The organism is Novosphingobium sediminis (assembly GCF_007991615.1).
Lineage (GTDB): Bacteria > Pseudomonadota > Alphaproteobacteria > Sphingomonadales > Sphingomonadaceae > Novosphingobium > Novosphingobium sediminis.
The window spans coordinates 1-21,418 of the sequence record NZ_BJYR01000032.1 but is presented as its reverse complement, the minus strand read 5'-3'; the positions used below and the strand labels follow the sequence as shown (position 1 = coordinate 21,418).

At 61.3% G+C, this 21,418-nt stretch carries 23 protein-coding genes; 6 read left to right on the top strand and 17 right to left on the bottom strand.

Going from position 1 to position 21,418, the window contains the following annotated elements; translation table 11 throughout:
* Positions 1-105 precede the first annotated feature (105 nt).
* A complete protein-coding gene (locus NSE01_RS19590) occupies positions 106-855 on the bottom strand; it encodes a glutaredoxin family protein (protein WP_147161290.1) in 750 nt (249 codons plus the stop codon).
* A 75-nt stretch (positions 856-930) separates the two neighbouring features.
* On the opposite strand from NSE01_RS19590, the gene NSE01_RS19585 reads away from it, so the two are divergent.
* Positions 931-1,317 (top strand): MerR family transcriptional regulator, encoded by a 387-nt coding sequence (locus NSE01_RS19585; RefSeq protein WP_147161289.1) that lies wholly within the window; start codon positions 931-933, stop codon positions 1,315-1,317.
* 45 nt (positions 1,318-1,362) lie between these two features.
* On the opposite strand, the gene NSE01_RS19580 is transcribed toward NSE01_RS19585, so the two are convergent.
* The 8 genes from NSE01_RS19580 to NSE01_RS19545 form a co-directional block, all read right to left on the bottom strand.
* On the bottom strand, positions 1,363-2,286 hold the full coding sequence (locus tag NSE01_RS19580) for a CopD family protein (RefSeq protein WP_147161288.1): 924 nt from the start codon (positions 2,284-2,286) through the stop codon (positions 1,363-1,365).
* Between the two features lie 7 nt (positions 2,287-2,293).
* Positions 2,294-2,683, bottom strand: a complete 390-nt coding sequence (gene copC / locus NSE01_RS19575) for a copper homeostasis periplasmic binding protein CopC (RefSeq protein WP_147161287.1) — start codon at positions 2,681-2,683, stop codon at positions 2,294-2,296.
* Positions 2,684-2,705: 22 nt separating this feature from the next.
* Positions 2,706-3,770 (bottom strand): copper resistance protein B, encoded by a 1,065-nt coding sequence (locus NSE01_RS19570; RefSeq protein WP_147161286.1) that lies wholly within the window; start codon positions 3,768-3,770, stop codon positions 2,706-2,708.
* Complete coding sequence (locus tag NSE01_RS19565; RefSeq protein WP_147161285.1) at positions 3,767-5,482, bottom strand: copper resistance system multicopper oxidase; 1,716 nt, start codon at positions 5,480-5,482, stop codon at positions 3,767-3,769. The genes NSE01_RS19570 and NSE01_RS19565 overlap by 4 nt, the downstream gene beginning before the upstream one ends.
* Before the next feature lie 48 nt (positions 5,483-5,530).
* Positions 5,531-6,097: an RNA polymerase sigma factor gene (locus tag NSE01_RS19560; protein WP_147161284.1), complete on the bottom strand. Its 567-nt coding sequence runs from the start codon at positions 6,095-6,097 to the stop codon at positions 5,531-5,533.
* Positions 6,094-6,534 carry a Spy/CpxP family protein refolding chaperone gene (locus tag NSE01_RS19555; protein WP_147161283.1) on the bottom strand — a complete coding sequence of 147 codons (441 nt, stop codon included), beginning with the start codon at positions 6,532-6,534 and terminating at the stop codon, positions 6,094-6,096. Before NSE01_RS19555 ends, NSE01_RS19560 begins: the two co-directional genes overlap by 4 nt.
* Positions 6,531-6,806 carry a hypothetical protein gene (locus NSE01_RS19550; protein WP_147161282.1) on the bottom strand — a complete coding sequence of 92 codons (276 nt, stop codon included), beginning with the start codon at positions 6,804-6,806 and terminating at the stop codon, positions 6,531-6,533. The genes NSE01_RS19555 and NSE01_RS19550 overlap by 4 nt, the downstream gene beginning before the upstream one ends.
* A 102-nt stretch (positions 6,807-6,908) precedes the next feature.
* A complete protein-coding gene (locus tag NSE01_RS19545; protein WP_147161281.1) occupies positions 6,909-7,259 on the bottom strand; it encodes a DUF3147 family protein in 351 nt (116 codons plus the stop codon).
* A gap of 82 nt (positions 7,260-7,341) precedes the next feature.
* On the opposite strand from NSE01_RS19545, the gene NSE01_RS19540 reads away from it, so the two are divergent.
* Positions 7,342-7,665, top strand: coding sequence for a YnfA family protein (locus tag NSE01_RS19540; RefSeq protein WP_147161280.1), 324 nt, complete (start codon positions 7,342-7,344; stop codon positions 7,663-7,665).
* Here NSE01_RS19540 and NSE01_RS19535 read toward each other — a convergent pair.
* The 5 genes from NSE01_RS19535 to NSE01_RS19515 all read right to left on the bottom strand — a co-directional run bounded on the left by NSE01_RS19535 (position 7,657) and on the right by NSE01_RS19515 (position 14,091).
* Positions 7,657-10,812: an efflux RND transporter permease subunit gene (locus NSE01_RS19535; protein WP_147161279.1), complete on the bottom strand. Its 3,156-nt coding sequence runs from the start codon at positions 10,810-10,812 to the stop codon at positions 7,657-7,659. The two genes, NSE01_RS19540 and NSE01_RS19535, sit on opposite strands and share 9 nt — an antisense overlap.
* Positions 10,813-10,829: 17 nt before the next feature.
* Positions 10,830-12,068, bottom strand: a complete 1,239-nt coding sequence (locus NSE01_RS19530; RefSeq protein ID WP_147161278.1) for an efflux RND transporter periplasmic adaptor subunit — start codon at positions 12,066-12,068, stop codon at positions 10,830-10,832.
* Positions 12,065-13,300: a TolC family protein gene (locus NSE01_RS19525; protein ID WP_147161277.1), complete on the bottom strand. Its 1,236-nt coding sequence runs from the start codon at positions 13,298-13,300 to the stop codon at positions 12,065-12,067. Before NSE01_RS19525 ends, NSE01_RS19530 begins: the two co-directional genes overlap by 4 nt.
* A 63-nt stretch (positions 13,301-13,363) precedes the next feature.
* Positions 13,364-13,747: a hypothetical protein gene (locus tag NSE01_RS19520; RefSeq protein WP_147161276.1), complete on the bottom strand. Its 384-nt coding sequence runs from the start codon at positions 13,745-13,747 to the stop codon at positions 13,364-13,366.
* Positions 13,747-14,091, bottom strand: coding sequence for a DUF3703 domain-containing protein (locus NSE01_RS19515; protein WP_147161275.1), 345 nt, complete (start codon positions 14,089-14,091; stop codon positions 13,747-13,749). Before NSE01_RS19515 ends, NSE01_RS19520 begins: the two co-directional genes overlap by 1 nt.
* 71 nt (positions 14,092-14,162) lie before the next feature.
* Here NSE01_RS19515 and NSE01_RS19510 point away from each other — a divergent pair, with 71 nt between their 5' ends.
* The gene (locus NSE01_RS19510; RefSeq protein ID WP_147161274.1) at positions 14,163-14,585 is read left to right on the top strand and encodes a MerR family transcriptional regulator; all 423 of its coding nucleotides are present in this window, start codon (positions 14,163-14,165) and stop codon (positions 14,583-14,585) included.
* Positions 14,586-14,706: 121 nt separating this feature from the next.
* On the opposite strand, the gene NSE01_RS19505 is transcribed toward NSE01_RS19510, so the two are convergent.
* Both NSE01_RS19505 and NSE01_RS21995 read right to left on the bottom strand, forming a co-directional pair.
* Positions 14,707-15,360, bottom strand: a complete 654-nt coding sequence (locus NSE01_RS19505; protein WP_246135298.1) for a DUF7146 domain-containing protein — start codon at positions 15,358-15,360, stop codon at positions 14,707-14,709.
* 295 nt (positions 15,361-15,655) lie between these two features.
* A complete protein-coding gene (locus NSE01_RS21995) occupies positions 15,656-15,922 on the bottom strand; it encodes a WGR domain-containing protein (protein WP_147161272.1) in 267 nt (88 codons plus the stop codon).
* Between the two features lie 657 nt (positions 15,923-16,579).
* Between NSE01_RS21995 and NSE01_RS19495 the strand changes: the two genes are divergently transcribed.
* The 3 genes from NSE01_RS19495 to NSE01_RS19485 all read left to right on the top strand — a co-directional run bounded on the left by NSE01_RS19495 (position 16,580) and on the right by NSE01_RS19485 (position 20,102).
* A complete protein-coding gene (locus tag NSE01_RS19495; RefSeq protein WP_147161301.1) occupies positions 16,580-17,662 on the top strand; it encodes a replication initiation protein in 1,083 nt (360 codons plus the stop codon).
* 169 nt (positions 17,663-17,831) lie between these two features.
* Positions 17,832-19,034, top strand: coding sequence for an AAA family ATPase (locus tag NSE01_RS19490; protein ID WP_147161271.1), 1,203 nt, complete (start codon positions 17,832-17,834; stop codon positions 19,032-19,034).
* 48 nt (positions 19,035-19,082) lie between these two features.
* The gene (locus NSE01_RS19485) at positions 19,083-20,102 is read left to right on the top strand and encodes a ParB/RepB/Spo0J family partition protein (RefSeq protein WP_147161270.1); all 1,020 of its coding nucleotides are present in this window, start codon (positions 19,083-19,085) and stop codon (positions 20,100-20,102) included.
* Here the strand turns inward: NSE01_RS19485 and NSE01_RS19480 are convergent.
* Entirely contained in the window at positions 20,062-21,009 is a 948-nt protein-coding gene (locus tag NSE01_RS19480; protein ID WP_147161269.1) for a MarR family transcriptional regulator, read from the bottom strand. The genes NSE01_RS19485 and NSE01_RS19480 overlap by 41 nt on opposite strands.
* Positions 21,010-21,418 lie beyond the last annotated feature (409 nt).

Sequence of the window (21,418 nt, the reverse complement as noted above, 5' to 3'; positions counted from 1 at the left end):
CTCGGCGACGTATCCTTCGGGTTCCCGTTAAGCTGCTGAGCATGGCCCAATGTTGCTGTTCAGCGGCGCGCCAAACCCCAGCGTGAACCGTGCCCGCCGTCTCCGTCAGGTAACCATCCTCACGGTCATCCACAATGCCATTGCGATCATCATCAGGTTTTCGGTGAGCGACACGAAGCCAAGCGGCACGTTGCTCGATCCGCCAACGCAGGCACATTTGAGTTCGCGGCGGTCGATATAGACCGCCTTAAACACCGAAACTGCTCCGATCATACCAATGAACAGTGCCACAGGGATCGAGATCCAATGAAGAACGCCTGCCACCATAAGGACGCCGGCTAGGCCCTCGGCGAAAGGATAGAGCTGAGCATAGGGTATCCAGCGCTGCGCGAGCAGGTCGTAGTTGAGAAACATCGTCGCAAACTTTTCGACATCCTGCAGTTTGAGTAGTGCCAGGACACACATAGAAAAAGCGATGAACCACTCGGCGACGCGAACACTGATTGCGTGGCCGTCGGCAGCTTGACCTACCGCCATAGCCATGAGCGCAGTCATAGCGAACAGCGTCATGACCGGGCGATAAGAAGTCGCATTAGGATCGGCGACACTCAGGCCGAAGAAGCGCCGGAGATCATCGTGACCGCCTATCCGCTGCCCATCGATGAAAGTTTGCGGCGTAGTGACCACACCGTGTTTGGTCTTGAAAGCATCGGTTTCCGCACGCGTGGTCAAGTGGTGGTCTTCCACCTGGTAACCGCGCGACAACAGCAGGTGCCTAGATTTCAAGCCGTACGGGCAAGTGTGTCCGGGCATTACCATGCGGAATAGCTCAGCGGATTTGGCAGATCGGAGCATTGGCGATTTTCCTTTGATTCGCAGGCAATGCTGCCGCTATAAATTCCGTACCATGGTACGGGATCAAGCACTTTAATGAAAATTGGCGAACTCGCCCGAGCTGGCGGCGTGAACGTTGAGACAATCCGCTTTTATCAGCGGCGCGGGCTCCTCATCGAACCAGAGCGCGGACAAGGGCCGCGCCGATACGGCATCGATGATCTCAACCGCCTGCGGTCAATTCGCGCGGCACAGACGGCAGGCTTCACTCTCGGCGAGATTGCGACATTGCTGGCTCTGGACACTGCCGACCGCTCGGCGGCGCATGAGCTTGCCAACCGCCGCATCGATGCACTTGATCACAAGATCGCGACCTTGCAGACCATGCGCGGCGCGCTCGTCCGTCTGGCGGAAGCCTGCGCAGGCGACGATGCGGGGCCATGCCCGATTATCACCGCCTTCCATCCAACTGGCACTGCTTGACGCTAGGTTGGCGGACATTCGCTTCCCTTGCGGATCGGTGGCCCCTTACATCAACGTCGGCGACATTGTGCCGAGTACTGCCACCAAGCCGGTTACAAATATCCCCAGCAGGAACTCCGCAAGAAGCGTGCGGCGCAATGCAGAGAAAGTTCGAGCGCTGCCCGAGGCGACCCCTTCTATCCTTCGTGAAGCGCTTCTGCTCACGCGCGCATGATGTGCTCCGAAACCGACCATAGCCGCGACCAGAGCCAGTTTCATTGCCAGCAGGATTCCGTAGGAAGAGTAAAGCGTCATCGCCAGGTTCTGTACGCCGAAAATTAGGTGGGAGTTTATAGTCCCGGTAAACGCAACAACCGCCACCAGTGCTACGCCCAGTGGTGCAAAGGCGTGCATTTCTTTGAGCACCGCTTGCGCCCGAATGCCATCCGGATCCTGACGACATTGAAACGTCAGGAAAAGAAACCACCCGATTGCACCAAACCACAATCCCGCGCCGATCAAATGGATGCCGTTATTGAGACGATGGACCAACCCCACTCCGCCCTCGCTGGCAGCGGCATGACCACTCCAGGCTAGGGTCAAAAGGGCGCTACCGAAGCAGCCTGCCGCAAACACCAAGGCAACACGGCGTTTGATTGTAAGAAGGAAAGCTAACGCCACCACCAGCAGCCCCGTTCGGGCAATGAACGCATAGCCCATATCGGTTCCGAAGATCATCATCTCGATCATGGGCCCGTCAAGCGCCACTACGGACACACCCATCATCGCAGCGATCGATATCAGCATGAGCGCCGACGATGCCACTGGTGCCGCAAGAGCCGTCAGAATGGCAAAGAAGACCGGCTGACGCTCAAACTTCAGCCAGTGGAGGCTTTGCAAGCCAAGTATCCAAAATGCCGACCACCCGAACAGGCCAAGGAGCAGCGCATATTGAGTGAACCGCAAGACTGGTTCGACTAAGCTCTGCACGACCGGATCACCCGATGGTGAACGTCAAAGTACCCTTCATGCGGTGACCGTCAGCCCCCGCGGCCTGCCAGCGCACTTCATAGGTCCCCTTGGCAAGCGGCTTAGCGAGGGTCAGGGTCATAGTCTTGTTGCCGTTCGACCAGGCGGTGGTGAAGTTGCGGATCGCCATTTCGCCGTGGTCTTTCATGCCCGGCATGGCCGTCATCACGAGGCTAGCTGCTGCTGTGGGCGGGAGCAAAGCTTCGCTGAAGCTCAGTGTAACGGTGCGAGCGCTGGCAACGGTTGCACCCTCAGCCGGAGTTGAGGCGACAACCTTCGTATGCGCCAGCGCGGCAGCAGGATACGTGACCGCTGAGGCTGCGATCGCTACAGCGGCGAGGAGAGAGGTAAATTTCATCACATAGTGCCCTTCAAGTTGATCAGAACCAGAACCTAATCCCAGCGACAAAGCTGGTGCCGCTGGATGCTTGACCGCGTGCACGCGCAAAGTCGGCACCGTTGCCGATTCGCCATGATTGATCGACGCCGATATAGGGTGCGAACTCGCGGCGCACTTCATAGCGCAGACGTGCACCGACCTCGATCCGGTCGAGCCCCGCGCCGATGCCGAGCAGGGGAATGTCCTGAGCAGAGAGGTTAGCTTCGATGCGTGGCTGGAGGATCAGGCGCTGGGTGATGCGCTGATCGAGCTCAGCTTCGATTCTGGCGGTCAGATCCCCTCGGTGCGATAGGAACATCGCAGCGTCCACCTCGAACCTATACGCTGCCAGGCCTTGGATGCCCAAAACGACATGCGTGGTGTCGGGACCGGCAATGTCCTGCCGCACACCGGCTTGAACATCCCAGAAAGGCGCGATCGCCTTGGAGTATAGCGCCTGCACCTCGGCATCGTCCGGTGACAAACCCCATTCGCCCTCGCCCTCACTCTTGAACCAGAGGCGTTCGGTCGGGCCGCCGTAGTAACCCTGAATGTCCCACAGGTACGCATCCTTGGCATCACGCACCTGCGTCTCGAAACGGTCGCCCTGGAACCAGAAGACCGGAAAGTCCCCATGGCTCCTGCGCAAATCCTCGCGCGACGCTGCCATCGCTTTGGCACCCCAGAAGGCATCGGCAGCGCGGGGCGGCCCACTCCCCGCTTCCGGCGGCGGCGGCGTCTCCATGTCCGGTCCGGGTGAAAGGGATGAAGCATCCGAGCCAGTGTCATGGCCCATCGTGCTGTGATCCATGCCCTGCATGCTGTCCATGCCGGTGGCCGCCGGATCATCAGCAGGACGACGCATGTCATGGCCCGCGTGAGGGTCGTCGCCTCGCAGCGGGGCGTCTTGGCTCATGTCATGCCCGGTGTGGGGATCAGCGTTGACCGAAGCAGGATCAGGAGTAGGCGCCGGAGCTGGCGCAGGAGCGGGCATCGTATGACCTTGATGCTGAGCCACGACGGGTGACGCGCTGACGAGAGCCAGAAGAGCAAGCATGATGCTCATCCGCTTGCCTCCGGCCCCATCACGGTCACCGTCTGCATCATCCCGCCATGCATGTGGTAGAGCAGGTGGCAGTGGAAGGCCCAGTCGCCCGGCTCGTCGGCAGTGAGATCAAACTGTGCGCTCGCCCCGGGCTGCACGATAACAACGTTCTTGCGTGGCTGATGAGCTGCATCCTCGCCGTTGACGAGCTCGAAGAACATTCCGTGCAGATGGATCGGGTGGGCCATCATCGTATTGTTGACGAGCTTCACCCGCACCCGCTCGTTCCAGGCGAAGCGGATCGGCACGTCGCTGACGGCCGAATACATCCGGCCGTCGAAGGACCACATATAGCGCTCCATGTTCCCGGTCAGATGGAGCTCCAGCAGGCGTGACGGCTCGCGCGTATCGGTGTTCGGCGTCAGTGCCGCAAGCATTCGGTAGTTGAGAACTCGGTGGCCGACGTCGCGCAGGCCGAGGCCAGGGTCGCCCATCTTGTCGACCGGCATCATCGAGACCATGTCGATGCCAGGGCCGAACTCGACATCGGGCGGCAACAGTGCGGGATCGCGCATCTTCATGCCCGCCATCGAATGACCGCCTGCCCCCTCACCATGGTTCATGCCCATATCGCCCATTGTGAGCAGCGGGGGCTTGCGCGGCGGCGGGATAGCCGCGCGCGCACCGGGTCGGCGTGCCAGGGTGGCGAGCGCCATCCCCGAGCGGTCCATGCTCTCGGCCACGATGGTGTAAGCCTCGGCCTCGCGCGGCGTGACGATCACGTCGTAGATCTCGGCACTGCCGATCTGGAATTCGTCCACCTCGACCGGCTTCACGTTCTGGCCGTCAGCCGCGATCACCGTCATGGAAAGCCCGGGTATGCGGACGTTGAAGAACGTCTGAGCACCACCGTTGATGATGCGCAGGCGTATTCGCTCTCCAGGGTTGAAAAGATACTCGAGCCCCTCTTTCGGCCCCCGACCGTTGGCGAGATAAGTATAGGTGGAGCCCGTGATGTCGGCGATGTCGGTCGCCGGCATGCGCATCTCAGCCCACATCCGGCGGTCGGCGGCCGACAGCGGGTAATCATCGGTCCAGCTGGTCTGCTGGTAGTTGAAGTAGCCTTCGCCCTTGCGCAGCCGATCCATGATGAAATGCGGGTCGAGCGGGGTAAATTCGCTCAGCAGCAGGATGTAATCGCGGTCATAGCCGTGGGGCTCGTCGCCCGCAGGATCGATGATCATGGGGCCGTAATGCCCCTGCTGTTCCTGAAGCCCGGAGTGGCTGTGATACCAGTAGGTGCCCGATTGCCTGACCTGAAATTCGTAAGCGAAGGTCTGGCCCGGCTTGATCCCGGGAAAACTGATCCCCGGCACGCCGTCCATCTGGAAAGGCAGCAGTAATCCATGCCAGTGGATCGAGGTGTCGGTGTCGAGCATGTTGGTGACGTTCAGGCGAACTGTCTGGCCTTCCTTCAACCGGATCAGCGGCCCCGGCACGCTGCCGTTGACGGCGATGCCAAGACCCTTCCGGCCCTGCACCACGCGCGGGCCGTGGCCGACGGTCAGGTCGATTGCGGGACCGGAAAGCTCGTCGAAGCCCACGCGGATCGGCGCACCACCGCGCATCCGGTGCATCGAATGCCCCTGCGCCCAGGCGGGCATGGCAGCGAAAGCCGAAGCGGTGCCGAGCCCCGCAAGAAGGTGACGGCGGGAAAGATCAAGACTGTCCATGCCAGCTTGTACGCACAGCCGGGGCCACCCCCTCAAAAATTTCTCGTATCAGCCCACCGCCAAAAGATAGGTTAGCTTGCTGCGGGCGCGGTATAGCCGGGTCTCGACCGCCTTTTCGCTGATCCCGAGGGCGGCTGCGGTTTCGGCCTGACTGAGGCCTTCGACCGCCCGCAGGACCAGGGTTTCGCGCAGGCGTGTCGGCAAGCGTGCGATCGCCGCCGAAACGCGCGCAAGTTCGGCGCGGTCGGCAATCAGCACATCGGCAGGGACCGCATCGTCAGGCACGTCATGTGCCGCGTCGATCGGCGCGGTGCGCCACAGCATCGCCCTCAGCTTGCGCTTCCGCCCCCAGTCCCGGCACTTGTTGAGCGCGATCCGCCGCAGCCAGGGTAGCAAGGGCTGTGAGCGGTCGAAACGACCAAGCGCCCCGAACGCGGCGATAAAGGTGTCCTGCGTCAGATCGAGGGCCTCCTGCGCGTCGCCGGTGGAGGCACGGATCAGGCGGAACACGGGTTCGCGGTAACGGGCGAGCAATTCCCGGAAGGCGTCCTGCTGGCCTGTGAGCGCCAGTGCCACCACGTCGGCATCGCTCCGCTCGGCGAGCGGTGCGCTCACTTTGCTTCGGGGGCCAGAGCCTTGGTTACGGCTCGGTCGAATGCTGCGGCCTGGTCGGGCCGCAGGACGGAGCGCATCGCGAACAGGTGTTCCAGCGTTTCCTTCTGCATCTCGCCCATGACCTGATGCGTGTGATAGACTGCGGCAGTCACATCCGGCCCATAGCCGTGCTCGGCCTCCATGGCCTTGGCGAGATGCGCATTGGCCTCTCGCATTTCGCCTTCCAGTGCCTTGCGGCGGGCGGCATAGCGCTGCTCGATCGCCTCGACCTTAACCTTCTGAGTGGCATCCAGTTCAAGCTCGTCGTGCAGAAACGCATGCAGCTCGGTCTCGCTCTGCGGGCCACCGACAAACAGGGTCTGGCCGATATAGACGCCAGCCAGCGCAGCCGTGAAGGCGACGATCGCGACGAGCGTGAGCCATGTCGTTCTCTTCACGGATGCACGTCCAGCAGCGTCGAAGGTGCGAGGGGGTTGTCGGACGCGAAGGACGAGATGCGCACCTGAGCGGCGTGAGCCGTGGCCAGACCGCCGCTTCCGAGGCCGAGCACCAGCGCAAATGCCCCAGCTAGACCAATCGCGCGGCGACTGGCCGTCCGCTCATGGCGCAGCGCCGCAAGTCCGGCAAAGACCGCATCGTCGACAAGCTCGAGGCTGGCCGGCACGGGCAGATCGGCGATCCTTCGCAAGCTATGATCGAGTTCAGACAACGGAAATTCTCCTCCCGAGACATGCTATATACGCAAAGATCGCAGAGATCCCTCAAAGCTGCGCGAAAGATGGGATGGCGATCGCAGCGGCCGTCGCCAATCCTACAGTTCGACACCGAAATGGCGTAACGCGGCGACCATGCCGATATAAAGTGCGACGGTCATTGCGCATCCGATCGCAAGCGAAGGCCAGAAGCCGAACCCACGTTGCAACAGCGCTGGGATGAGCAGGAACATCGGCAAGCTGGGCAAGACGAACCAGAACGTTGCCTGGGCATGCGCCGCCATGCGGACGCTGTCCTGGGTGTCGCGCCACAACCAGATCATCCCCAGGACTGAGATCAGGGGGAGCGAAGCCACGAGCGCGCCAATGCCGGGCGATCGCCGCGCGATCTCGCTGACGAGTGCGATGATGAGGCCCGAGATGGCCGCCTTCAGCAGCAAATATGTCATGCGTCTTCGCCTTTTCTGAGCCTGTTGCTTGGCAGCTTGATCCAATTGCCGGGCGGAACGGATCGTGCAATGCATCAAGGCAATGGTCTACGTCATCTATTCCGCAGCGGCCCTCGCCGAAATCGCCGGGTGCTTTGCTTTCTGGGCTTGGCTACGGCTTGACCGTTCGCCGCTGTGGCTGGTGCCCGGCATTCTATCGCTCATTGTTTTCGCCTGGCTGCTGACGCTGGTGGACACCCAGCATGCAGGCCGGGCGTTCGCGGCCTATGGCGGCATCTACATCGTCGCGGCGCTCGGATGGATGTGGGTGATCGAGAACACGCGGCCAGACCGCTGGGATTTGATTGGGGGAGCAATCTGCCTGTTGGGGGCATCCGTCATCCTCTGGGCGCCGCGGTCAGGCTAGCACGGCATCTGGTGCGTATGCTTCGCCGGGTTTGACCTTCACCTGATCGCGTCGATGCACCAGCGCATAAAGCGCAGGCAGCACCAGCAGCGTCAGGATCGTCGAAGAGATGATCCCACCGATGACAACGGTCGCCAGCGGGCGCTGAACCTCCGATCCCGCGCCCGCGTTGAGCGCCATCGGCACGAACCCGAGGGAGGCCACCAGCGCGGTCATCATCACAGGTCGCAAGCGGGTCAAAGCGCCCTCGCGCACGGCTTCGAGCAAGTCTGCCCCGCCCTCCCGCAGGTCGCGGATGAAGGATAGCATCACCACCCCGTTGAGCACTGCCACACCAGAAAGCGCGATGAACCCGACCCCGGCCGAAATCGAAAGCGGGATGTCGCGCAGTGCCAACGCGGCCACACCACCGGTCAAAGCCAACGGCACGCCGGAGAACACGATGGCCGCATCGCGGGCGCTGCGGAACAGCGTGAACAACAGGCCGAAGATCAGCGCCAGCACCAGCGGGACGACGATCTGCAGACGTGTCGAGGCGGACTGGAGCTGCTCAAATGTGCCGCCATATTCCACGTAGTATCCGGTCGGCAGATCGACATCGCTTTCGACCTTTTCGCGCAGTTCGGCGATGAACGAACCGAGATCGCGTCCACGCACATTCGCGGTGATCACCGCACGGCGCTTGCCGTTTTCCCGGCTTATCTGGTTGGGGCCGGAGGCGAGCGTAATGTCCGCAACTTCTGCAAGCGGCACAGCTCCCCCATCCGGCAAAGCCACCGGCAGGTTGCCCAGCGCTGCAAGATCGGTGCGGAGCGCCTCCGGCAGACGCACCACCACGGCAAACCGCCGGTCGCCGTCGAACAACTCGCCCGCCTTCGCACCGCCGGTCGCGGTCGCCACGGCGTCCTGCACATCGCTCATGTTGACGCCGTAGCGGGCGAGCATGTCGCGCTTCGGCGTGACCGACAGCATTGGCAGGCCTGTCACCTGTTCGATCTTGACGTCTTCGGCCCCCGCGATCGATCCGGCGACTTCCTCGATCTGCTGCCCGCTGGCGAGGAGCTGGTCGAGGTCGTCGCCGAACAGCTTGATCGCCACATCGGCGCGCACACCGGCGATGAGCTCATTCATTCGCATCTGAACCGGCTGAGTGAACTCGTAATTGTTCCCAGGGATCTGTTGCACCGCTGCATTGAGCTCGGCGACCAGCGTATCGCGGCGCTTGCGCGGATCGGGCCATTGGTCGCGCGGCTTGAGCATGATGAAGTTGTCGGCGACCGAGGGCGGCATCGGATCGGTTGCCACATCGGCGGTGCCGATCTTGGCGAACACCCGCTCAACCTCGGGGAAGGCCGAAATCCGCTTCTCCAGCGCCGCCTGCATCTGGATCGCCTGGCCTAGGCTTGTCCCGGGAATACGCAGCGCATGCATCGCTATGTCGCCCTCATCGAGGTTAGGGATGAACTCGCTACCGAGCCGCGTTGCGCCAAGTCCGGCCAGCACCATCAGCACGATCGCGGCACCGACGGCGATCTTTGGCATTGCTAGTGCGCGGTCGAGCATTGGTCGGTAGCCGCGGCCGAGCCAGCGCATCAGCCAGTTCTCCTTCTCGTCAACTTTGCCTGTCACGAGCATGGCGACCAGGGCTGGGACCAGCGTGAGCGACAGCAGCAGAGCGGCAGTCAGCGCGAGCACCACGGTGATCGCCATCGGGTGGAAGGTCTTGCCCTCGATCCCCTCCAGCGCGAAGATCGGCAAATAGACTGCGGTGATGATGACGATCCCGAAGATGCTCGGCCGGATAACTTCTGCGCTGGCCGTGGAGACGAGGCTGAATCTTTCATCACGGCTGAGCAGGCGTCCCGTGCGGTGCTGTGCCTCGCCCAGCCTTCGCAGACAATTCTCCACGATGATCACGGCGCCATCGACGATTAGACCGAAATCGAGAGCGCCAAGGCTCATCAGGTTGGCCGAGGTACGGGTGCCAAGCATCCCCGTCAGCGTCATCAGCATCGCCACCGGGATGACTGCTGCGGTGATCAACGCGGCGCGGATATTCCCGAGCAGCAGGAACAGCACCACGATGACAAGCAATGCGCCTTCGGCAAGGTTTGTCTCGACGGTCGCGATGGTCCGCTCGACCAGCTCGGTGCGGTCATAAAGCGCATGGGCGACGACACCCTCGGGCAAGGCCCGTGAGACCTGCTCCAGCTTGTCGGCTGCGGCTTGCGACACTAGCCGCGAGTTCTCGCCGGTGCGCATGAAGATCGTGCCGAGCACGATCTCCTTGCCGTTCTCTGTCGCCGCACCGGTGCGCAATTCCGACCCGATCACAACTTCGGCGACATCGCTGATGCGGATCGGCACCCCGCCGCGCGTGGCCAGAATGATCTGCGACAGGTCAGTCTCGTTTGCGGCCTGTCCCGGCACGCGGATCAGGATCTGCTCGCCTCCGCGCTCGACATAACCCGCGCCGCGATTGGCATTGTTCCTGTTCAACGCATCCACCACATCGTTGAGCGACAGGTTCAGTGCCGCGAGTTGCGCGGGATTGGGGGTGACGTGGTATTGGCGTTCATAGCCGCCGATGGTGTTGACCTCCGCCACTCCGGGGATGGTGCGCATCTGCGGGCGCACGACCCAGTCGGATAGCGTGCGCAAATCCTCCGCAGTCCACGCGCTGCCATCGGGTTTGCGCGCACCCGGTTCGGGTTCAATCGCGAACATGAAGATTTCGCCCAGACCTGTGGCGATCGGCCCCATCTGCGGCTCGATCCCCGGCGGCAGCTGGGATTTGGCAGCTTGCAACCGCTCGGTCACCTGCTGACGGGCAAAATAGGTGTCGGTGCCATCCTCGAATACCACGGTCACCTGGCTCAGCCCGTAGCGCGAGATCGAGCGGGTGTAGGCGAGGCCCGGCACTCCGGCGATTGCGGTTTCGATCGGGTAGGTGATCCGCTGTTCGCTTTCGAGCGGCGAATAACCCTCGGCCTCAGTGTTGATCTGGACCTGGACATTCGTGATGTCGGGCACAGCGTCGATCGGCAGCCGGGTGGCGCTCCACGCGCCCAGCGCGCAGAGGAGGGCCACCGCAGCCAGAACGAACCAGCGTTGGTTGATCGAGAAGGCGATGATGCGTGCAAGCATGATGTGTTCCGTCCCGCTCAGTGGTCGTGGCTCGCGCCCGACTTTTCGATGTCGGCGCGCACGAGGAAGGAACCCTTAGCGACATAGGGGATGCCGGGTTTAAGGCCGCCCAGCACCTCGGTCCATTCGGGCGACGACCGGCCGAGCGTGAGCATCCGCACCTCGTAATCCTGCCCGTAATTGGCAAACACCACCTTGAAATTGCGGAAGGGCTGGATCGCTTCGGTGCGCACTGCCAGCGGGACGGTGACAGCATTGATCGTCACCCGTCCGCGCAACGCCATGCCCGGACGCAGCGCGCCCGAGCGGTTGGGGATGGCCGCGCGCAGAAGCGCCGTGCCTGCCTGCGCATTGCCCTCTGGCAAGTAGTCGCCAAGGGTGGCTGCGCCGATGGGCTGACCATCCTGCGTTTGGACCTCGACCCGCATGCCCGGACGGATTGCCGCCAGGTCCTTGGGGAAGACATTGAACACCACCGTGGTCTGCGCCGGGTCGGTGATCACGTAGAGCGCGCGGTCACCGGTCACGTCGCCGGGATTGCCATTGCGTTCCGCCACCACCCCATTAACGGTCGCACGGACGGGATAGATCTGGAGGCTCTCGCTCGATTCAATCCGCGCGAGCAGTTCACCCTTGCGCACGTAGTCGCCGACCGCCTTGGTCACGGAAACGACCCGGCCAGGAAACTGCCCGCGGATCTCAGAGCGCGCGGTGGTGGCAAGCTGGACTGTGCCATAAAGCTCGCGCGCCTCGCCAATCGTGGCAGGCCCGGCGGTGAGGACTTCGATGCCGCCCGCCTTGGCTGCTTCAGCCGTAATCCGGGTGCGGCCTTCGGGGCTGGAATAGGTCCAGACATGGCGCTTGCCGCCCTCCACCGCGATCACTTCGACATCGAAGCTATGCGGCTCCTCGACTACACCTTGCCCCGCAAGATAGGTGCGGGCGGGCTTGAAGGCGAAGCTGTTCACTTCGCCTCCGAGCCGCTTGAGCGTCATGGTGAGATTGACTGAACCGGGATCGACGGGCTTGCCGTCGCGGGTTGGGAAGACCCGGAACTGCGGCTCCTGGCTGGTCTCGAAGATGGTCACCTCGACGGCGAAGTCGCCATCGGTAAGCATCCGCCCGCCATTCGGCCCCTTGGGCACTTCGGCGCCTTCGGCTTGGCTCTCCTCGGCTTGCATGGCGCTGTCACCGCACGCAGCCAGGGGCAGCGCCGCCACGAGTACCAGGGCGAGAGAAATCGTGAACTTTGTCATGGCTGGGTCTCCTCGGCGAGGACGTCGAAACGTCCGGTCAGCCGGTCAATCTGGGAAAGAACGTCGCGGTAGCGGGTCATCGCATCGACCCATTGCGACTGGACATCGACGACTGCGTCGGCCGCATCCTGCACGTCGCTGAAACGGAAGCCGCCCCGGCTATAGCCTTCGCGCACCTGGTCGAGCGTCTTGCGGACCTTGGGATAGATATTCTCCATGATCCCGTCGGCCCGCATCCGTGCCGCCTCGGCTTCTGCGCGCAAGGCTGCGAGCGTGCGCAGCCGGTCAAGCCGCCCAGCCTCTGCCTGCAACTCAGCTTGCTGGCGATTAGCTTGGGCTGCGGCGATATTGCCTTGGTTCCGGTCGAATCGGCCAAGCGGGATCGACACGCCTGCTACCAGAGCGACATCACCAGTCGCGCGGAAATGCCTGAGGCCTCCGCTGACGGTGTAATCCTGCACCGCGCGCGATTGCTCGACCACCACCGCGGCGCGCGCCTGATCGATGACCGCTGCGGCCAGATCATCGTCGGCAGCGGCGAGCTGCTCGAGACGATCCGTGGGCTTTTCGATCCCACGCGGGACTTCGATCTCGGCCCCATTGCCGCCCCAGAAGGACGCGAGCCGGGCGCGGGCTGCATCGCGGCGCAGGCTGGCTTCGTTGACCGCCAGCTCCGCCTCGCTCACGCGGGCATCGGCGCGGGTCTCGACAAACAAAGGGTCTTTGTATCCACGCACACGGCGTAGCGCTTCGGTGCGCATAGCCTGCTCGGTGGCAAGCCGCGCTTCGGCAAGCCACACCACCTCCTCCGCAATTTGCACGTCGAGGAAGGCCCGCTGCACAGCTTGTGCAAGGTCGAGGCGCGACACCCTCGCCCGCTCCTGCGCGACAACAATGTTGCGTTCCGCAAAGCCGATCCGAGCAGCGCGTTTGCCGCCGCGTTCAAGCGTCTGAGCGTAGCTTAGAGTGGTTTCGGCCTGTCTGAACTGGTCGAAAGCGCCGCTACCAATGAAGTCCTCGGCTTGGGCGGTTACCACAGGATTTGGCCGAACTGCCGCTTGCGTCCGGCCTGCCTCAGCGGAGCGCACACTGGCCTCGCCCGCTGCGCCCAAAGGCGAAGCGGCAAGCGTGCGCTCAACCGCCTCGTTGAGCGTAATGGGCTCGGCGAGCGCGGGTCTCGCCAAACCGAGCGCAGCGGCAGCCAGCAGGCTGCAGCGCAGTCTTGTAGACATGGTAAAAAGCTCCTGAAACGCTAACCGTCACAGGCAGGCCAAGCCTGCCCAACACATGAGCGTTCAGAGCGAGGGCGGATCGATCAGCGGTTGCGGTGCGAGCGAACCGAGCGGGGGGACCTCCCCGGCGCCATAGACTTCGCGATTGCGAATGAGGCACCCGCCAGCATTCACAGCATCAGGCAAAGCGACCGCCGGGCAATGATGATGATGGCCGATCGCCGACGATCCATCTGATGTGCTTCGTTCAGAATTGGCATCGACTTGGTCTTGGACAGTGTCGTGATGGACCGACGTTTCGGAAAAATGCCCGTCGTGTTCGACATGGGCGATTGCAGGCGCATGCAGGCTGGCGAAAACCATCGCCAAAACCGCCATGAAGCCTAACAACCGATGGTGCATAGCGCTGCCGTTACCAGATCGGACCGACTTGGCCAACCGGTTCATTATCGCTCCCCATTAAGCAGGTCAGCTATGTCCTCCGGTAGCGGCATCGACGCGAAGGCACTGACATTCGTGCGGCCCGTGTTGCCAACCGGCAAGCGCCCAGTAAGTGTCCCCAGCGGTGCCAGCAGCAGCCGGAACACCTGTCCCGAAACCTCGCCCCATTCGCGTCGGGCCAAGGCGTAAGCCAGCATCACAGCATGGGAATGCAGGTGCAGCGGCAGCCGAGCCTGCGCGAGGATATGTCCACGTTCAAGTGCCCGCCAAGCGGCAAGGTGGTCGCCTTGCGCAGACGCAACACGAAACGTGGCGAGTTCCTCTCGATAAGCCGATTGTACCAGGTCCATCGCCGAAATTCCTTGTCGTAGCTGTGATTCGGCGGACTATATGGACCCTGTAGTAACTACAGGGTCAAGCGATGAAGATAGGCGCCTTGTCGAAGGTGACCAACACCAAGGTCGAGACCATCCGCTATTATGAGCGGATCGGACTACTCCCTCAACCTGAACGGACATCGGGCAACTATCGGCTCTATGGTCCGGCCGAGCGGCAGCGGCTCGCCTTCATCCGTCACTCGCGCGATCTCGGCTTTACGATTGAGGACGTTCGATCATTGCTCGATCTGTCCGATCATCCTGAGCGCGATTGCGAGGCGGCAGATCAGATCGCTTCGCGCCATGTTGAACAAGTCGCAGCTAAGATAGCCCAGCTTGTGACGCTCCGGGAGGAGCTTGAAAGGATTATCGGCCGCTGCCGCGGCGGTCTCGCTGCCGACTGCCGGGTGATTGATGCACTTGGCAATCACGCCCTTTGCGGCGTTAGCCATAACTCGGCTTTCTAATGCGGAACGCTGGCGGAACTGATGCTTGGAGCGTACCGAGATCGGCCCGCGAGTGGCCTACTAGCCAGCGTCATCACTGATCGTGCTGCACAGTGGTAAGCGCCATGGCGTTGGTCTGGCTTCAACGCGTCTGGTTCATCGCTGTCATGGCGTCGGCCCAATCCTCGTTGTCTTTTGGGGCCCGCCGAAGGATTCGGAGATCAGGTCGTGAATAGGCCTTGACCGCCCGTGCTGCCGCTTTTTGTCCGGCCAGATTGTTGTCTTCGGCTATAATCAATGTGTCGAGCTCACGAGGCAGTTTAAGGAGCGGCAGGCGGGAAGCGCCCATCGCTGCCCAACAAGTTATACCAGTCAGACTGGTGAAGGCGGCGGCATCTTCGAAGCCCTCCGCTACTGCGAGAACTCGTCCACTCGGTGCTGGTTGCCATGCCCCCTGCCCGCAGCGTCCGAGCAAGAACTTGCCCCGATGCCGGCTTGTTCTCGGATCGAGAATGATGCGTTGGACTGCGACAAGGTGACCACCGTCCCGCACAGCTACGAGCAAGGCCTGATGAAGTGCAGTGTTCGGCTTTCTGCCTAATGGGCACTGCGAAAGGAAACGGACGTCGGGAAGGTCTAGGGGTAGACATCTGCCAACGAGATAGCGCTCTCCCAGCGTTCCTTGAACGTCGATCGCTTCATCCCATAGGCGCTGAGCCAGTCGCCTGAAGTCCAGACTTCGCGCTGGACGGGCTTCGACGGCTCGTACTCGATCAGTATTTCGCAGGACCCGCATGATTTCCCGTGGGTTGCACCCGGCAAAGCAATGCACGAGGACCCCTGAGGTGCCTTGCCGGATCGATAATGAAGGCGTCCGGTCATCATGAACGGGGCATCGGCACATAGCGTAAGAGCCGTGCCAAGTGCCGCGCAGGGCTGCGACGAGGTTGATGGTGTCCTGGGTCGGTCGGAGTTCTATCAGGGTCATAAGCTTCCCCCAAGCTCTCCCCCTCCCCTCCCCTTCCCTCCATGAACTGGGGAACCTCGATTGCCCTTTGCGGTGACATTGAGTGATCGACAGTCGCCTGCAGTTACCCGACTTCGTGGTAGCGAACTCCAATTCGCTTCAGTGCGCTTGCTCGTCTTTCCTTGATTAGCTTCGCTATCGTTTCGGCTTGTCGCTTGTTCTGGAAGCTTTGAGTCAGGCTCTGCCCCCGTGAACCGATTCGGCCCCACCGGCGTTCAACCACCGTCCACCCGAACAGGTCGGTTTGGATCCAGAGGTTATATTCTCGCGCAACGTTGCGCGATGTGTCTATGGCCTGCCAATGCCATGACTGGCTGATTGGTGTCTTCATAGTGGCTTGGTGGCAGAGGCATGGACAAGCGGTCTAACCGGAAATCTGAATCACAGCAGCGTCAGTGATTCACTGAAGCGATTGGAAGGCGATATTTGGCTCAACACCTTCAAAAACATCATTACAAAAACGCCGCTGCTTGCAGCGGAAGGATTTCTGATTCTATAGATTCAGATTCAGCGGTAATTTATGTCGTGAATTCAGGGGTCTATGACGTTCTGCCTGACCCGCTGGGGGTGTTAGGCTGACCTTATGGGGGCTACATCCTGACCGAGCGGGGGCTTGCCCCTGACCTTCTGGGGCATTCCTGACCAAGTGGGGGGAAGAGCCTGTCTCAGTAGCCGCAGCGTGCTTTTCCAGCGTTCCTTCCTGCCTGCTTTAGTAAATACTGATCCCTAGCTTGCGTTCGTTAATGATGCTTGCCGACTCGCAGGAAATCCGACGATTCCGCCATCCCATCCCTGCCCTTCAATCCTGACCTCTTGGGGGCTGCAAATTGAATTCTAACCTGACCTGACTTGACGCAAGAGGTCAGGTCAGGCAGCAATCATGCTCCCAAGAATCAAGCTTTGATCGCAATATGGCATGGAAACTGATGATAGCCCAATAGCCGAGGCTCTCGATGAGAAGCCGGAAGAGGGGTCACCTGGCCGTGCGATGCGCGTTGCTGCCGCTTTGAAGGCAAAGGGCGGCGACGAGTTCGCCAAGCCGGGCAACATCATCGAAATCAAGTTCGTGAAAGGCGAGTCGCTGAGCCTGACGGCATCGCGGCTCCTAGCCCTCATGATCCTGACTGCTGGAGGGGATGCGTGGGAAGATCGTCCTCATCGCATTCGCAAGGCCGACATCCGCCGCGGTCACAAGGGCAATGAGCGGATCAGCGACATGCTTCAGGAACTTCACCGGACTCTCTTTGCCGTCGATGACAAATCCTGGCGCGGAAAGAAGGCCACTCTCCTGTTCTCCCTGATCTCACGGTCTAAAGAGGAGACCGACGAGGATGGCGGAGAAACGGGTTGGATCGAATGGGAATTCACACCCGATGCGCGCAAGCTGATCCAGGCGTCTGAGACCTACGCCGTTCTCAACCGGCAAGCAGTCTTGGGCTTCCGCTCGAACTATGCGCTCAAGCTTTACGAGCTTGGAGCCCTCCGTCTCCATCGCCGCCAAGCAACCTGGCGAGGAGATATGCAGGCATTGCGTGCAGCGCTTGGGATCCCCCCTGACGTCTACACGGACTTCGCTCAGCTTCGGCGCAAGGTGCTGGAGAAGGCGAAGTCCGAGATTGACCAATTGGCGCACTTCCGCGTGGAATGGCGTGAAATTCGGCAGGGGCGTACAGTCACCGAGCTTGAGTTCCGGTTTGAGCCGAAGGGCGCGCCGGAGGTCTTGGAAACGGTCGATGAGCTCGACCGGCATTCGGCGGGACGCCAGGCGAGGCGGACCGGTTCTGTCGAAACCGTAACGGCAGGGCAGGGGGCAATAGCAGCAACTCCCGGCGCGGCGCCTGCGATAAAGCAATCAGAGTCCGTCTTCCCGTCGTCGGGCTCGATCCGCTTCGGGCACGCCGATCTGCTTGAAGTCGCCCGCAAGTATGGCGGTGGTTGGGATGTCGATCTCATCGCGAGCGGCTTTCGCGAACACATGGGCAATCGGTTGGAGAAGCTTCGTGGCGCCAAGCTAATCGCAGCGTGGAAGGGCTTTTGTGAGGGGTGGGTAAACCGGCGCGGGCGGCCCTGATACGCTAAAATTGCACGCGTGCAATTCGCGATGCCCCCACCGAGTCAGGATGGGTCGTCGCCGCCCCGAAATTTGGCCGACAAGGCAGTTCAACTTTCGAAAATTCTGAATTTCTTGACCGAAAAGCGCAAGTGGGTGTAGCACACTCTCAATTGCGAAAGGACAGCATGTGTCTAACGGACTTCAAATCGAAGAAGCCGAGCGTTTGGTCTCGGTCGCGACACTGGCCAGTCGTACCTCATCCGTACTCGAGAAGCTCCGCGATTCCGCGCGAAGCGCCAGGGCAGACGATCGCCGCGAGCCGACTTTCACGATCGGCAAGGCGGCTGAACTTGTGGGCCGGACGCCCGCTGCGATCCGGGATGCCGAGAAGGACGGCCGACTGCCCGAGCCTGCGAGAACCGACAACAACAGGCGAGAGAGATACACGCTTGCCCAACTGAACGACATGCGCGGGGTCTTCGGGACGAGGCCATATCGGGCGCCAAACGACCCCTGCTGCGTCGTTGCCGTCCAGAACTTCAAAGGAGGGGTGGGTAAGTCGACATTGGCGGTTCACCTTGCGCAATATCTGGCCATCAGAGGCTACCGCGTTGCGCTTGTCGATTGCGACAGCCAGGCCTCGGCGACGACACTCTTCGGCTATGTGCCGGATCTCGACCTCACCGAAGATGATACGCTTTATCCGTTCCTGCGAGAGGGGGAGCGGTCATCCCTGGATTACGCGCTTCGCAAGACCCACTTCGATGGCTTGGAGCTGATCCCCGCCAACCTTCGTTTGTTCAACTCTGAGTATGAGTTGGCCGCGCGGATGGCGCAGGGGAACGGAGCTCTCCTTGATCGCCTGAAGGAGGGTATCGAGAGTATTTCGGATCGCTTCGATGTCATCGTCATGGATCCTCCACCGGCACTTGGTGCGATCTCATTGTCTGTGCTTCGGGCCGCTAACGCATTGGTCGTACCGGTCCCACCGACCGTCATGGATTTCTCCTCGACAGCTGCATTCTTGTCGATGCTGGATGAGACGATCGAGCAACTTGCTGACCGCGGTCTTGCCCCCGAACTAAAGTTCCTCCGCTTCGTCGCGTCGAAAGTCGATGAGAACAAGTCGATGCAGAAGGAGCTGTTGCAGCTGATGCGGACGCTTTTCGGGCACGCGATGGTTCGCACGCCTCTCAAGGATTCGGCTGAGATCGACAATGCCACGGCCCGGCTGATGACAGTCTATGAGCTTGATGGCCCGGCTACGAGCTCTGCGGTTCGCAACCGCTGTCTGAACTATCTTGATGGCGTCAATTCGGAGATCGAAGTCGACATTCGATCGATGTGGCCGAGCCATCAGAAGCGTCTCCGTCAGGAGGCTTTGGTATGAGCCACGGGGAAAATTGCACGCGTGCAATTCCGCTAAGGGGAGGCTTGCATGAGTAGGAAGAACAGCGGTTTTGCGGCCGATCTGGCAGCGGGCATCGACCTTGGGGAGGATGCTGCAGCCCCTCGTAGATCAAGCATTGCCTCCAACGTGCTTACCGGGCGCTCAAACCGCTTGGCTGATCTAGCCTCCGGAGCCATTGTATCTCGCACCCATGAGCTCGTTGACCCGGCAAGGTGCCGCATGTGGGCTGGCCATAATCGCGACTACGCCTTGCTTAATGAGGAGCGCTGTGCGGATCTGATCGAGAGCATCAAGGCACAGGGACGGCAGGAGATCCCGGCAATCGTCCGGCGATTGTCCGGAGAAGATGGCTATGATTTCGAGGTCATTTGTGGCGCACGGCGTCACTGGTCGATCAGCTGGCTGCGCACGCACAACTATCCTGACTTCAAGTTTCTGGTCGACGTCCGTGAGATCGGTGATGAGGAAGCATTCCGGCTTGCTGATATCGAGAATCGCGCAAGGGATGATCTTACCGATCTCGAGCGCGCAAAGGACTATCTCCGGGCACTGACCGCCTACTACGAGGGTCGTCAGAAGACGATGGCCGAACGGCTCAAGGTTTCGGAGAGCTGGCTCACACGGTATCTCGATCTGGCCCGCTTGCCCGAGGAGTTGACCAGAGCTTTTGCAAATCCGCAGGAGCTCGGAATTCGCAATGCGATCGCACTCAAGGCGCTCATGAAGCCGGAGGATCGGAAGGAGAGGGCTTTCCGGGAAGCGGCGCGGCTTGCCGCAGAGCGCGAACGGACCAACCATTCGCCATCGGTGCTGGAGGTAATTAAGGCGCTTTCGCTCGCGGCTGATCCCCCCAAGAAGTCAGGACCCCCCAAGAAGTCAGGAAAGGCCGAGACCGTAGCCAATGCGGTGGGCCAGCCTGTGCTTCGGATTGAGGGTGCTGATCGCAAGGGTGTCCGAATTACCTTGCTGAACAAGGGCGGTGCGACACGGCAGGAAGCCGAAGAAGCTATTCGCGCGGTACTAGATCAGCACTGGCCGGTATCATAGCGCTGTCAGTCTCGCGCAGGAGCACCATACCTGCTTCTTGCAGCGACGTCACCGATTGGGAAGCGGTACGCTTTGTGACGCCAAGTCCTCTGGCAAGTTCCGCCCTCGTCAGCGGGCCAAGGCCGACGATCATCCGCCAAGCATGTGGGGCGGTTGAGGAGGCATACAGTCGTCCAGCGAGCTGCTTTCCGGCCAGGGTGACAGCATCTCGCATCACCCGCAAATCAGCCTCAGCCTTGTTGGAAGCTGTCTCGAGCGCCGAACGGAGAAGGACGGGCAGGGGCTCTTCGTGGAATTCGCGGAACAGGGCCCGCGGCATGATGCCTGCTAGCGCCAGCGGGGCAGACCCCAGTCCAAAGAGATGGGGCCTCATCGCTGCAGCTAGTGAGGCAGCCCAGGCAGCACCTCGCGGTGCCGAGCGCGTGATAGCTATCCCGCCGACCTGGACCATCTCGCTGCCGCCTTCGAAGAAGTCGAACTCCTCGCTCCGCAGCTCTTCAAGCCACTCGAGCAGGGTGCCCTGAGGATCCCTGCTGGGGAGCAAGGCGTCGAGCCGTGCTATCGCGCTGTCTGCGGGGGCATAGGCTTCGGTGAAGCCTTCAGTCTGGCCCTTGGCTGCCAGGACCTGCTTGGCAGCTTTGGCGAGGGCAGGGGGCGCACGTCGGCCGATCCACGACAAAAACTGTCGGCGTTCCTCCGAGTACCACGAGCGGACAAGTTCGCTCGCGTTCACTCCCGGATTGTGGGCGATTCCAAGGTTATCAAAGGGATAGTCGCGAACATGCACGCGCCATAGGCGTCGCAGTGAAGCGAGCGCCAGACACTCGGCGAGTTCCGGTGTGATGAAGGGGAGGGCACCTTCAATCCGCGCAAGGGTCAGTTGCCAGGGAGAAGGGTAAAGTGCCATCGGTCAGAAAGTATATTAATTGCTCAAAAAGTATACCCCGCTTGTACGGTCGCGTCGTTGTCCGATAAATGCCCTTCACGGACGACATGCTAATCTATATAAAGCAGGCGAAATGTGTCGTTTTCAGGATACGACTGGACGCTCCGGCGCCGCCCAATTTCTGGATCCTGCGTTGAAAGAATACGGCTGGATTCAGGGAAGAATACCGCCGGACGCCTGGATGCTGCGTGGCTGATCTCCAGCGTTTTTCGGCGACACTTTCTTAGCGCATTCACAGGCTAGGACAGGCGGGGCAGGGGGCTTCTCTCAACGTCCGCACACTCGGTTCAAACGGGATGGGTGCCAGGCATCTGATCCGCCTCGGACGATGGTCAACCGGGGCTCAAGCGATTACCATACGGGGACAACC